Raw genomic sequence first — 12664 nt, 5'->3', positions numbered from 1 at the left:
GAGAAGGGATGAATATGACCGACAACGTCATCGAGGAGCCGGAGGGAGTCATCGACGCCCCCACGCGCGAGGAGCAGACCATAGCGGCGGATGAGGCGACATGCCCTGTCGCGCACGGTGTGAGCCGCGCAGGCGGATCAAGTGCACGCAATTGGTGGCCGAGCCGGCTGAACCTGCGCATCCTCGCGAAGGACAGTGCAGAGACCAACCCGCTCGACAAGGACTTCGACTACCGTGCCAACTTCGAGAACGTCGACCTCGACGAACTGCGCAAAGACATCGAAGAGGTCTTGACCAGTCGCCAGGACTGGTGGCCGGCCGACTTCGGGAACTATGGTCCCTCGGCGATCCGGATGGCCTGGCACAGTGCAGGCACCTATCGGGTCACCGACGGCCGCGGCGGCGGCAACAGCGGTCAGCAGCGTTTCGCGCCGCTGAACAGCTGGCCCGACAACGCGGGCCTCGACAAGCCCCGTCGAATTCTGTGGCCGGTCAAGAAGAAGTGGGGCAAGCAGATCTCGTGGGCCGATCTCATGATCTTCGCCGGCAATGTCGCCCTCGAGCAGATGGGGTTCGCCACCTTCGGCTTCGCAGGTGGGCGAGTGGACTCGTGGGAACCGGACGACGACGTGTACTGGGGTTCGGAGAACACGTGGCTCGCCGACGACAAACGCTACGAGGCCGGCCGGAAACGTGAGTTGGAGACTCCCCTGGCCGCGGTTCAGATGGGCCTGATCTACGTCAACCCGGAGGGCGTCGGGGGCAACCCGGACCCGCTCGAACTCGCAGGCGACATCCGCGAGACGTTCCAGCGCATGGCGATGAACGACGAGGAGACCGTCGCTCTGATCGGCGGTGGCCACACGTTCGGCAAGACGCACGGCGCAGGGCCGGCCGATCTGGTCGGCCCCGCGCCCGAAGACGCCCCGATGGAGCAGATGGGCATCGGCTGGAAGAACGCCTACGGCACCGGCATGGGCGACGACCAGACCGCGGGCGGTCCGGAAGTCACCTGGACGTATCACCCCACCCGCTGGGACAACGAGTTCTTCCACATTCTGTATGCGTACGAGTGGGAGCTCATGGAGAGCGGCGCGGGCGTCAAGCAGTGGCGCCCGAAGGGCGGCGCAGGGGCAGACATGGTTCCGATGGCGCACGACCCGTCGAAGCGTCGTGAGCCGCGCATGCTCACCAGCGACCTGTCGCTGCGGTTCGACCCGGTCTACGGGCCGATCTCGAAGAGGTTCAAGGATGATCCTGAGGCCTTCGCCGACGCGTTCGCCCGCGCCTGGTTCAAGCTCACGCACCGCGATCTCGGACCATCGAGCCGGTATCTCGGCAAGCTGGCGCCGAAGGAGGAGCTCATCTGGCAGGACCCGGTTCCGGCGCTCGACCATGTGCTGATCGATGCGGCGGATGCGGCGGCGCTGAAGGCCGAGGTCCTCGCCTCCGGTCTGACGGTGTCGCAGCTCGTCGCGACGGCGTGGGCCTCTGCAGCCTCCTACCGCAACAGCGACAAGCGCGGCGGCGCGAACGGCGCACGCCTCGCCCTTGCACCGCAGAAGGACTGGGAGGCCAACAACCCCGAGCGCTCCGCCACGGTGCTGACGGCGCTGCGCAGCGTGAAGGAGCACTTCGAGCATGCGCACGACGCGGACGGCAAACGGGTCTCGCTGGCCGACCTCATCGTGCTTGCGGGAAACGCGGGGGTCGAGAAGGCCGCGAAGGATGCCGGATTCGACATCGTCGTGCCGTTCAGCGCCGGTCGCACTGACGCCACGCCCGAGCAGACCGATGTCGACTCCTTCGCCTATCTCGAACCGATCGCAGACGGATTCCGCAACTACGTCGGTCCGCTGGCGGCGGCATCCGACCTGCCGGCGGAGGCGCTGCTCGTCGACAAGGCGAGCCTGCTGAACCTGACGGCACCGGAGATGACGGTGCTCGTCGGCGGCTTGCGCGCCCTCGGCGCCAACTGGGACGGATCGAACCTGGGAGTGTTCACCGATCGCCCCGGCGTGCTCACGAACGACTTCTTCGTCAACGTTCTCGACATGGGCACCGAGTGGGCGTCGATCGATCCGGGATCGCACGCCTTCGCAGGCAGCGACCTGGCCACCGGTGAGCGGAGATGGACGGGCACCCGCGCCGACCTCGTGTTCGGCTCGAACTCCGAGCTGCGTGCCGTCGCCGAGGTGTACGCGGCAGACGACGCGGCCGAGAAGTTCGTGAACGACTTCGTCGCGGCGTGGGCCAAGGTCGCAGAGCTCGATCGCTTCGACCTGGAGCGATAGGGCGCAGTCGAAGGATCGCCTGCGCAGACACTCGAGAGGATGCCTGCGCAGGCGATCCGCGTGAACCCGTGAAGGCGCACGATCAGAGGCGGCCGGATGCCTTCAGCTGCAGATACCGGTCGGCCAGAGCGGGCGGCAGCTCGGTAGGTGGTGCGCTGATGGCGTCCGCTCCGCTGAGGCGGACCGCCTCCGCCACGCGCGCCGTGTCGAGCAGCGCGCGTTCGGCGGCGGCAGCGCCGTAGAACGACTCGACGCCGTCGCGCTCAGCGGCGAGCTCCGCCACTCGCGGATCGCGCGCGGATGCCACCACAACGGTGTGCGTTGCGGTGAGTTGCGGGAGGGCGGCGAGGAGGCCCGAGGAGGAGCCGGGCGCCGAGGCATCCGTGAGCAGCACGACGAGCGCATGCCGGTGCGTGATCGCGCGCACCTGAGCCGGCACGGCGGACCAATCGGTCTCGATCAGCTCCGGCTGCACATCGGCCAGCGCGGTCACCAGCCGGGAGAGCAGCGGCGCACCCTTGGCGCCCATCACGCGCGCCCGCACTCGGCGGTCGAAAGCGACCACGTCGACGCGGTCGCCGCCACGATCGGCGAGAGCGGCCAGCAGCAGCGCGCACTCGAAGGCCGTGTCGAGCCGGGGCTCGTCCGCTATGCGGGCGGCCGAGGCCCGCCCCGTGTCGATCACGATCACGATGCGCCTGTCGCGTTCAGGACGCCACGTGCGCACCATGATGCCGGAGCCGGCCCGGGCTGCGGTCGGCGTGCGCGCCGTGGCACGCCAGTCGATCGACCGAACATCATCGCCTGCCACGTACTCGCGCAGCGAGTCGAATTCCGTGCCCTCACCGCGCACCATGACAGGCGTCGCCCCCTCGAGTTCGCGCAGCCGCGCGATGCGGGAGGCGAGGTGCCTGCGCGAATGGAACGGCGGCAGCACGCGCAGCTCAGCGGGTGAGGCGAGCGTGGCCTGCCGCGACCACAGCCCCAGTGGGCCGGCGGCACGGATCGCGACGAACGCCGCACGGCGTGTGCCGCGCCTGTGCGGGGTGAGGGCGAGGGTGAGCATCCGTCGTTCGCCAGGCGGAACATCCAGGCCCAGTCGCGTGGGCGATGCACCCGCCGACGGATCCCAACCGTCGCGCAGCCTGCCGTGCAGTCGCCGCGAACCCAGGTTCGTCACCAGCAGCTGCGCCACCACGGTCTCGCCGAGCCGCACACCGGCCGGCAGCATCCTGGCAAGGAGCACGCGGCGGGGGGAGGATGCAGCCGCCAGGTCGATCGCGCCCAGCATGCAGCAGAACACCAGCCAGCACGCGAGCGCGAGGTATGCGCCTGGTGCGCTCGCACCGAGCAATACGACGGGAACGAGTCCCACGACGAGAAGGGCGACGAAGCGCCCGGTGATGGCCATCTGTTTCGCCTTACAGCGGAACCTGCACCTGCTGCAGCACGGAGCGCAGGATGCCGTCGGTCGTCACGCCCTCCAGCTCAGCCTCCGGCTGCAGCTGCATGCGGTGCCGCCACGCGGCGGGCGCCATCGCCTGAACGTGGTCGGGGGTGACACCGGCGTATCCGCTCAGCCAGGCGTACGCCTTCGCTGCGGCCAGCAGTGCCGTGGCGCCGCGCGGGCTCACGCCGAGCCGTACCGAAGGGCTCCGCCTCGTCGCCCTGGCCAGATCGACGATGTAGGCCAGCACGTCGGCCCCGGCCTCCACGCGGCGCACGTCGGCACGCGCCCGAAGCACGCCGTCGGCGTCTGCGACGGAGCGGATGCCCGCGGCCGCCAGCGCGCGGGGGTCGAACCCGGCCGAGTGCCGTCGAAGCACCTCGAACTCGGCGTCGCGATCGGGCATCTCGAGCACGACCTTGAGCAGGAACCGGTCGAGCTGGGCCTCGGGAAGCGTGTACGTGCCTTCATACTCGATGGGATTCTGGGTCGCGGCCACCAGAAAGGGGTCGGGCAGCGGCATGGTCTCTCCGTCGGCGCTGACCTGGCGCTCCTCCATGGCCTCCAGCAGGGCCGCCTGTGTCTTCGGCGGTGTTCGGTTGATCTCGTCGGCGAGCAGGATGTTCGTGAAGACCGGCCCGTGCCGGAAGGCGAAGGCGGCCGACTTCGCGTCGTACACCACCGACCCGGTCACATCGCCCGGCATCAGATCGGGCGTGAACTGCACCCGCTTCATGTCGAGCGACAGCGATGCGGCGAGCGCGCGCACCAGGAGCGTCTTCGCGACGCCGGGCACGCCCTCCAGCAACACGTGTCCGCCGGTGAGGAGCGCTACGAGCAGACCCGTGACCGCGTCGTCCTGCCCGACGACCGCCTTCGCCACCTGAGTGCGCACAGCGGCGAACGCGGTTCGCGTCTCGCCGCCTGCCGCGGTGTCGGCGCTGATAATGGTCGGATCGGTCATCCGTGTCTCTCTCACGATGGTCGGGCGTTTCCGTTGTGAGCCTAGCCGCGGATGTCAGAACGCATTCACGTCGCGAAATGGGCCCCTGTGGAGCTCGATAAGGGCGCAGTTCGCGACCTGAACGGGGGATGAGACGGCGGTGAGACGTTGGCTCAGGCCGCGCGGACCGCAGCGCGCACCGCCTGCTCGAGGTCGGCCAGGCGTGTCGCGTAGTCGAGGGCGGCGGAGTCCGTCTCGGGGCGCCCGTCGAGCAGCACGTCGCGCACCTGTTCGGCGGGCCATCCGGTGAGCGCTGCGGCGGATGCCGCGACCTGGTCGGCGTGCGCGCTCCGCGGCAGTGCGCACAGGGACGCGATGCGGCGCAGCGCACCGACGCGCAACGAATCGAGAGCGTGTGTGCGGGCGGATGCCGTGCGATAGAGCCGCGCCCGCCCCTGAACGGTCTCGCCCGCGCGCACCACCACGGGCAGGTTCTCCATCACCAGCGGGCCGAAGCGCCGCCCGCGCCAGATGGCGGCGCCGACCGTCACCGCGATGAGCAGCACGATCGCCGGAGTCAGCCAGCCGGGCGTCAACTCCGCGAGGGTCGGTGGCCCGGCGGCGCCGGCGTCCGCCTCGGAGGGCAGGTACCAGACCAGAGTGTGGTGCTGGCCGAGCAGCCCGATCGCGAGCGCCGCGTTTCCGGACCGCGCGATGCCCTCATTGTCGAACAGCCCGGCGCCGACGACGCTGACCGTGGTGCCTGCAGTGCTGGTCTGCACGACGGCGGATGCCCCGGCGCCGACGGGGAAGCATCCCACCGCAGCGCCCGTTGCGCGAAACGCCGCGCGAACGCCCGAGACCGATCCGGCGTTCTGCGCCGCCGCGACGGAACAATGGGGCGAACTCGAGACGGATGCCCGTTCGCCCGCAGGCGACGCGCCCGGCGCCATCGTCGTCAGCTGCTGGTATCCGGGGTCGATGGCGACCAGGTCGGAGCCGAGTGCGAGCACGGAGCGCAGCTGGGAGGCATCCAGGATGTCGTTCGGATCCGAGAGCAGCACCGTGGTGTCGCCCCTGCCGGACGCCGCCTGTCGCGCCGCGGCGAGCGAGCCCGCCGGGCGCACGTCCACGCCCTGCTCGGCCAGTACCCGGGCGAGCGCCTGGCCACCCTGCTGTGCAGGGTTCGAGGCGCCCATCGGGTCCGTCGACGTCGACGCCAGTGAGAGTTGAACCACCGCCGCGATCCCGGCACCGATCACGAGGATGGCGACGAGGACGATCCAGCCGCGCGCCCGTTTCAGGCTCTGCCGTGGTGTGCGCGAGAGCGCCGTGGTCGTCATCGTCGGGCCCCAGGTGCTTCGGCCGACCGGCCCGAACCCATGGGGGCGGTGAGCCCCGGGGCGGCCCTGGCGAGGTCGTGGTCCAGCGCGACGAGCGTGTTGTAGTCCTCGGCGCGGGCCCGCCGGCCCAGGTACCGCACGCCGTCGAAGAGCATCGAGGCGCCGTGCAGCCGCTCAGCGTACGAGGGCAGCGCGCGCGAGGCTTCGACGGCGAGCTCCTGTGCGGTGGTCCCCGGTAGCAGCAGCACGATGGTGCGTTCGCCGAGGGAGCGCGCGATGGCACGGAAAAGGTCGCGCACCGCCGCCTCGTAACCGCCGCCGTTCGCCGCCACGGCCGCATCCCTGCGCAGGTCGGCGATGCTGCGGCCGTCATCCTCATCGAACCCGATGGGAGCAGTCGTTCGCCGCCGCAGCCGCGGAAGCCCGAACACGACGAACGCGCCGACCAGGAGCGCCGCGATGACGGCGATGCCGATGCCGGCGAGAATCCAGCCCGCGTTGCCGCTCACGTTCGATCCGAGCGAGTTGAACCACTCCGCGATCTGCTGGGCCAGTCGATCGAACCAGGTCGGCTTCGCGGCCTGGTATTCCGGCTTCGCCAGCTCGCGCCGCAGCCACTGCTGTGCGGTGGGTCCGTCCGGGTTCAGCGGTGGAGCATCCGCAAGCCGTACCAGCACCGCGGCCGGCACGAACTGCATGATGGCGTCGATCACGGCCGGGCTGCGGCCCACACGGGCGTCGAGAACGGGTCGCCGGCATCCTGGATGCCTGCAGCGCGCTCGTCGACCACCCGGCGCAGATCAGCGTCGAGCCCCTCGCGGCGCATCCGCAGATCGAGGTACACGGTCGTCGCGGTCGCGGCCTCGACCACGGCGGTGACCGAGCCGATGAGCGTTCCGATGATCAGCGAGATCACGTAGTAGACGACGGTCACGACTATCGCGTTCCCCGCCTGGATCGACCCGGTCGGGCTGATCACCGAGATCACGATGTAGTAGATGGTCTGCAGCGGAATGGTGACGACCGAGCTGGCGACCGCGCACACGACGGCGACCAGGGCGAGTGTGCCGAAGGTGCGCCAGAACGATCGCTGGGTGAGCCGCCAGGAGCGGGCGACAGCGGCGAAAACTGTCGCCTTCTCGATCACGATGACGCTCGGGGTCAGCGCCGTCTTGGTTCCGATCCAGATCCAGACCGCGGCGAGCCCGCACAGGGCGAACACGACGAAGAGCACCGTCGCCAGCCAGCCGCCTGCCGCGGCGGATGCGACGGCCGCCGCGGCGACGAGCGCGAAGGATGCCGTCACCGCCGCCGCGAGCAGCACCGTCCAGCCGATCAGGCGCCACCGGCGACCTCGGGTCGCCCGCCACAGCGCACGCAGGGTCAGCCTTTCGCCGAGCGCTCCCCGCGACACCTCGGATGCCACCAGCCCCTGCACCAGCGCCGTGCCGATCAGCGAGATCACCACGGAGACCAGCAGGGCTGCGATCAGCATCGCGATGCTTCCGGCGGTGACGAGCTGCACGTCGGAGGGAGAGCTCTGATCGGTCGTCGAGATCCGCAGGATGGCGAAGAACGCCGTAAGCCCCACGACGAGCACCGTCGCGAACGTGGAGATGAGCTGCACGATGAGCGCGCCGCCCACGGTCGCTCGCGGATTGTGCCGCAGAACCCTGAACGGGGTTCCGAACAACGTTCCGAACGGGAGGGGACGCAGCGGGAACAGTCCGGGCTTCGGCGGGGGCGTCCAGGCGGCAGATCCGACTTGCTGCCGACCTTGCTGATCCCAGCCGCTCTGTTGCCACGCGGGCTGTTGCCACGCGCTCTGCTGCCAGCCCTGCTCCGGCCAGCCCTGCTCCGGCCAGCCCTGTTGCTGCCACGTCGGCTGTTGCCAACCGGGCTGCCGCCACTCGGGCGGCTGTGGATATGCCGGGGGCACCACCGGAGGTGCCCATGAGGCGGGCGCTGTCCACGCGGGCTGCGATTCGCCGTGCACCCGCGGCCCCTGATCGTCCGCATCGGGCGCAACCGGGTCGTGGGAGTCGCTCACCGCTGATTACCTGTCGCCGAAGTCGATGCTGGAATCCCATCATCCTGGCACAACGCCCGAACAGGGGCGACGGACTCGAACCCGGGGACCCGATGCGAGCTCCGGCGAACCGCTGCACCGTGTCGACTACTCTTGTGCCATGGTCTCGCCCGCGTGGTCGCCTACCGCGAGCACACAAGAGGAATCAGGACCCCTGACTGGCATGAACGCGAAAATCCTGGTGGTCGACGACGACACCGCCTTGGCCGAGATGATCGGCATCGTGTTGCGCACCGAGGGCTTCGAGCCGAGCTTCTGCGCCGACGGCGCCATCGCGATCGACAGCTTCCATGCGACCAAACCCGATCTCATCCTGCTCGACCTCATGCTGCCCGGAATGGACGGCATCGAGGTGTGCTCGCACATCCGATCCGAATCCGGGGTGCCGATCATCATGCTCACGGCCAAGTCCGACACGGCCGACGTGGTCAAAGGCCTGGAGTCGGGTGCCGACGATTACATGGTGAAGCCGTTCAACCCGAAGGAGCTGGTGGCGCGCATCCGCACCAGGCTGCGGCCTTATGCCGCCACTCCCGCAGACGACACCCTGCGCGTCGGCGACATCGAGATCGATGTGGCCGCGCACGAGGTGCGCAGGGGAGACTCGCGCATCAATCTCACCCCGCTGGAGTTCGATCTGCTGATCGCACTCGCCTCGAAGCCACAGCAGGTGTTCACTCGCGAGATGCTGCTCGAGCAGGTGTGGGGCTACCACTACAAGGCCGACACCCGGCTCGTGAACGTGCACGTGCAGCGGCTGCGGGCGAAGGTGGAGGAAGACCCCGACAACCCCAAGATCGTCATGACCGTTCGCGGCGTCGGCTACCGCGCCGGCGCCACCCCGTGACAGACGACCGAGCGAGCACCTGATGCTCTTCGGCGTCGACTGGCGGCGGTGGCGGGAGTGGCCTGCCCGCTTTGCACACGTGTGGCGCACCTCGCTGCAGTTCCGCACAGTGCTGCTCACCGTGGCGCTGACCGGAGCCGCCGTACTCGTCGCCGGGTTCCTCGTCTCCTTCATCGTGGGCAACGGCCTCTATCAATCGCGTCTCGAGCAGGCCTATCACGACTCGGCCCGCGCGACGACCGAGGCGCAGAAGAAGCTCGATGCGTCCGACGCCACCGATCCCGAGGCCATCGACAACCTGTTCCTCCAGGTGTTCGGCGACATCAAGAACTCGACGACGAGCGGTCTCGTCGCATCCTTCCGCGTTCCCGGCCAGGGCATCGACGCCGCAGCGCCGGTCGGCGTTTCCACGTTCGGCTCCGGTCGTGACGTGATCACCAAGGACCTGAGCAAGGCGGTGCAATCGGCGCCGCACTCGGTGTTCGCCCAGTCCGTCGCACTGCCATCGTCCAACGGATCCACAGACCCCGGAATCGTGGTCGGATCACAGCTGCAGCTGCCTACCGCGGGCCGCTACGAACTGTACATCGGCTACGACCTCTCCGACTCGGAGCAGACTCTGCTCTTCGTCCAGCACACCCTGCTCATCGTCGGCCTCGTGCTGCTGCTGCTCATCGCGGGCATCACCTACCTGGTGGTTCGCCTCATCGTCACCCCGATCAGAGTCGCCGCGCAGACCAGTCAGCGCCTCGCCGACGGTGACCTCGAGGTGCGCATGCCGATCGCCAACGAAGACGCGTTCGCGACACTGGCCCGCTCGTTCAACGGCATGGCGGACGCCCTGCAACGGCAGATCACCCAGCTCGCGACGCTCTCGCAGCTGCAGCAGCGCTTCGTCAGCGACGTCTCGCACGAGCTGCGTACTCCGCTCACCACCATCCGCCTGGCGGGCGACGTCATCTACGACCAGCGCGAGGACTTCCCGCCGGCGACCGCCCGCACTGCGGAGTTGCTGCACGCGCAGGTGGAGCGATTCGACCGGCTTCTTTCCGACCTGCTGGAGATCAGCAGGTACGACGCGGGATCCGTGGTGCTCGAACTGGAGCCCACCAACCTGGTGCGCCTTGCCGAAGACACCGTCGAAGACATGCGGCCCCTCGCCGTGACGAACGGTTCCGAGGTGCGTCTGGATGCGCCGGGCGGCTACTTCGAGGTGGAGATGGACCCGAGACGCGTTCGCCGCGTGCTGCGCAACCTTCTCGGCAACGCCATCGAGCACGGTGAGGGTAAACAGATCGTCGTGACCGTCGACAGCAACCAATCCGCCCTTGCGCTCTCGGTTCGCGACTATGGCCTCGGCATGACCGAGCGCGAGGTCGCGCACGTGTTCGATCGGTTCTGGCGCGCCGACCCGTCGCGCAAGCGCACCATAGGCGGAACGGGGCTGGGACTGGCCATCTCGCTCGAAGACGCGGCGAAGCACGACGGATGGCTGGATGTCTGGTCCAGCCCCCACGAGGGGTCCAACTTCCGCCTCACCGTTCCTCGCGTGCCCGGCGAACCGATCGCGTCGTCTCCGATCCCGCTCGCACCCTCGGATGCCCCGCGCGACGCCGAGGACCGGCCCATCGGTCACGAGCTGATCGGCGCCCAGCACGACGACGACACAGGGAACGGAGCGTCTGGAACCCGGGGAAACGGGCGGGGAGCCGGTCGTGACCGGCGGAACGCCTGGTGGCGCGGTGACGGCCGCAAGCAGGACGCTCGCGGAACCGGGCGCGACGGACGAGGAAACGGGCGCGAGGGGGCGGCGAAAGCATGAGAGCCGACAGGGCGAAGCGCAGTCGCGGGCTGCGGGCATCCGTCGTCGCGATGGCCGTGCTCGCACTCATCGCCGGGTGCGCGCAGATACCGCGCACCAGCGCCGTGAAAGAGGTCGGCCCGATCAGCGTGCAGAACGACGGGCTGGGCCAGGTCGACTTCCTCCCCAGCGGTCCGCAGCCAGGGGCGACACAGGACGAAATCCTGAAGGGATTCATTCAGGCGCAGGTGTCGCCGCAGAACGACTACCAGGTGGCCCGTGACTTTCTCGCGACGAACTTCCGCAGCAGGTGGAACGCCGACGCCTCCGTCACGGTGGACACCGGCTCCGACCGCGACTACGAGCCGGCCGGCGGCAACCAGATCATGCTCACGCTCACCCCTGTGGCGTTCGTCGACTCCGACGGCACCTACAGCAGAGCCGAATCGTCCACCGGCATCCAGCAGCAGTACACCTTCGTCAAAAGCGACGGGCAGTGGCGAATCTCGAAGGCGCCGAACGGGGTCATCATCGACAGCTCCCGGTTCCCGAGCGTGTTCGCGCCGCACGCTCTCTACTTCTTCAGTCCCGATCTCACCTATCTCGTGCCCGACGAGCGGTGGTTCCCGAACTCGCCGGCTTCGCTGCAGACCCGCGTGGTCAAGGAGCTCGTGCAGGGACCGGCAAGCTGGTTGTCGGGCGCGTACGTCAGCGCGTTCCCGCAGGGATCGCAGCTCACCTCCGACTCTGTCACCGTCAACGGCGGTGAGGCCGATGTCGACCTGAACAGCACGGCCGGAGCGGTGGATGCCATCACTCTCGCCCGCATGCAGCTCCAGCTCTCGCAGTCGCTGTCGTCGGTGGCCGGGATCAACGACGTGCGCATCTCGATCGAGGGTGTGCAGCGACCGGCGTCGAACGTGCTCTCCCCGCAGCCCATTCAGAACCCGGCGGTGGATTCCAACGCGCTCGTGCTGCGCGGCGGCAAGTTCGGGCTGCTCTCCGGCGCGGGTGTCACGGAGATTCCGGATGTCTCGCCCAAGGTCGAACAGCTCGCCCCGCGTGCCGCAACGCTCTCCGCCGACCACCGCACGGCCGTCGTGCTGGGTGCGAACGCCGGCTGGGTGGTGCGTGCCGACGCGAATGATCCGATAGAGCTCGACGCCAGGCCAGGCCTCGTGGCTCCCACGCTCGATCCGGACGGCTACGCCTGGAGCGCCACGACGGGATCGCCGTCGGAATTCGTGGTGCTGGGCGCATCGGGTGCACCGGTGACGCTGACGGCCACCTGGCCGGACGCCCGCTCGCTCGTGGCGATCGCGATGTCGCGCGACGGCACGCGTCTGGCCGCACTCGTGCGCATCGACTCGGGAACCCACATCATGGTGGCCGGTGTGGTGCGCACCTCCAGCGGCCGGCCGGAGAGCGTATCCACCCCGATCGATCTGGGGCCGGTGGCCGGCGGGTCGGCGACCTCCCTCAGCTGGTTAGACGACCTGACGCTCGGTGCCCTGGCCACCGGACCCGGCGGCGAGAGCTCCATCGACGTGCAGGCGGTCGGTGGTGCCTCGCAGCCGGCTCCCGGACCGAGCAACGGCGCCAGCATCGGTCCGGTGGGCTCCACACCGTATTACTGGGTGCTCACCTCCAGCGGCTCGCTGCAGTGGCCGCGTGGAACCGGTTGGCAGCAGCGTGCAGACGGCGTGCAGTTCATCGGGCAGCAGCTCGGCAAGCCGCAGTAGCCGGCCTGGCGACCCGGCGGCTCCGCCCGCTCGGCACCTCCGGCAGCTCCTCCAGCTCGGCACCTCGCCCGGCGAATTGCTGTCCCATCTGTTCCCTATGCCCACGGCGAAGCGACTGAAGGGGACCGCAATTCCGTGTCCGTGCCCGCGTCCGTACG

Annotated in this window: 9 protein-coding genes; 4 read left to right on the top strand and 5 right to left on the bottom strand. The window is 69.1% G+C overall.

Features of this window, described 5'->3' with window-relative positions; genetic code table 11:
- Positions 1-8: 8 nt before the first annotated feature.
- Positions 9-2294 (top strand): catalase/peroxidase, encoded by a 2286-nt coding sequence (katG, locus tag ACYVDK_RS12545; protein ID WP_460522201.1) that lies wholly within the window; start codon positions 9-11, stop codon positions 2292-2294.
- 82 nt (positions 2295-2376) lie between these two features.
- Here the strand turns inward: katG and ACYVDK_RS12540 are convergent, their stop codons facing one another.
- The 5 genes from ACYVDK_RS12540 to ACYVDK_RS12520 form a co-directional block, all read right to left on the bottom strand.
- Positions 2377-3705 carry a DUF58 domain-containing protein gene (locus tag ACYVDK_RS12540; RefSeq protein ID WP_460522199.1) on the bottom strand — a complete coding sequence of 443 codons (1329 nt, stop codon included), beginning with the start codon at positions 3703-3705 and terminating at the stop codon, positions 2377-2379.
- Between the two features lie 10 nt (positions 3706-3715).
- Positions 3716-4705, bottom strand: a complete 990-nt coding sequence (locus tag ACYVDK_RS12535) for an AAA family ATPase (RefSeq protein WP_460522197.1) — start codon at positions 4703-4705, stop codon at positions 3716-3718.
- Between the two features lie 152 nt (positions 4706-4857).
- Positions 4858-6027, bottom strand: a complete 1170-nt coding sequence (locus tag ACYVDK_RS12530) for a DUF4350 domain-containing protein (RefSeq protein WP_460522195.1) — start codon at positions 6025-6027, stop codon at positions 4858-4860.
- Positions 6024-6740 carry a DUF4129 domain-containing protein gene (locus ACYVDK_RS12525; RefSeq protein WP_460522193.1) on the bottom strand — a complete coding sequence of 239 codons (717 nt, stop codon included), beginning with the start codon at positions 6738-6740 and terminating at the stop codon, positions 6024-6026. The genes ACYVDK_RS12530 and ACYVDK_RS12525 overlap by 4 nt, the downstream gene beginning before the upstream one ends.
- Positions 6737-8077, bottom strand: coding sequence for a hypothetical protein (locus ACYVDK_RS12520; protein ID WP_460522191.1), 1341 nt, complete (start codon positions 8075-8077; stop codon positions 6737-6739). Before ACYVDK_RS12520 ends, ACYVDK_RS12525 begins: the two co-directional genes overlap by 4 nt.
- 202 nt (positions 8078-8279) lie before the next feature.
- On the opposite strand from ACYVDK_RS12520, the gene mtrA reads away from it, so the two are divergent.
- The 3 genes from mtrA to ACYVDK_RS12505 are packed head-to-tail and all read left to right on the top strand — an operon-like array spanning position 8280 to position 12506.
- Positions 8280-8963, top strand: a complete 684-nt coding sequence (gene mtrA, locus ACYVDK_RS12515) for an MtrAB system response regulator MtrA (protein WP_460522189.1) — start codon at positions 8280-8282, stop codon at positions 8961-8963.
- 22 nt (positions 8964-8985) lie between these two features.
- Entirely contained in the window at positions 8986-10785 is a 1800-nt protein-coding gene (gene mtrB, locus ACYVDK_RS12510) for an MtrAB system histidine kinase MtrB (RefSeq protein WP_460522187.1), read from the top strand.
- Positions 10782-12506, top strand: a complete 1725-nt coding sequence (locus tag ACYVDK_RS12505) for a GerMN domain-containing protein (RefSeq protein WP_460522185.1) — start codon at positions 10782-10784, stop codon at positions 12504-12506. The genes mtrB and ACYVDK_RS12505 overlap by 4 nt, the downstream gene beginning before the upstream one ends.
- Positions 12507-12664 lie beyond the last annotated feature (158 nt).

Source organism: Humibacter antri (assembly GCF_054777235.1).
The sequence above is the reverse complement of the archived record's forward strand: the minus strand, read 5'-3'. Positions and strand labels throughout refer to the sequence as shown.

Excerpts from the sequence above, each read along its gene's own strand:
- katG (WP_460522201.1), top strand. The coding sequence starts at position 9 with ATGAATATGACCGACAACGTCATCGAGGAGCCGGAGGGAGTCATCGAC.
- ACYVDK_RS12540 (WP_460522199.1), bottom strand. The coding sequence starts at position 3,705 with ATGGCCATCACCGGGCGCTTCGTCGCCCTTCTCGTCGTGGGACTCGTT.
- ACYVDK_RS12535 (WP_460522197.1), bottom strand. The coding sequence starts at position 4,705 with ATGACCGATCCGACCATTATCAGCGCCGACACCGCGGCAGGCGGCGAG.
- ACYVDK_RS12530 (WP_460522195.1), bottom strand. The coding sequence starts at position 6,027 with ATGACGACCACGGCGCTCTCGCGCACACCACGGCAGAGCCTGAAACGG.
- mtrA (WP_460522189.1), top strand. The coding sequence starts at position 8,280 with ATGAACGCGAAAATCCTGGTGGTCGACGACGACACCGCCTTGGCCGAG.
- mtrB (WP_460522187.1), top strand. The coding sequence starts at position 8,986 with ATGCTCTTCGGCGTCGACTGGCGGCGGTGGCGGGAGTGGCCTGCCCGC.
- ACYVDK_RS12505 (WP_460522185.1), top strand. The coding sequence starts at position 10,782 with ATGAGAGCCGACAGGGCGAAGCGCAGTCGCGGGCTGCGGGCATCCGTC.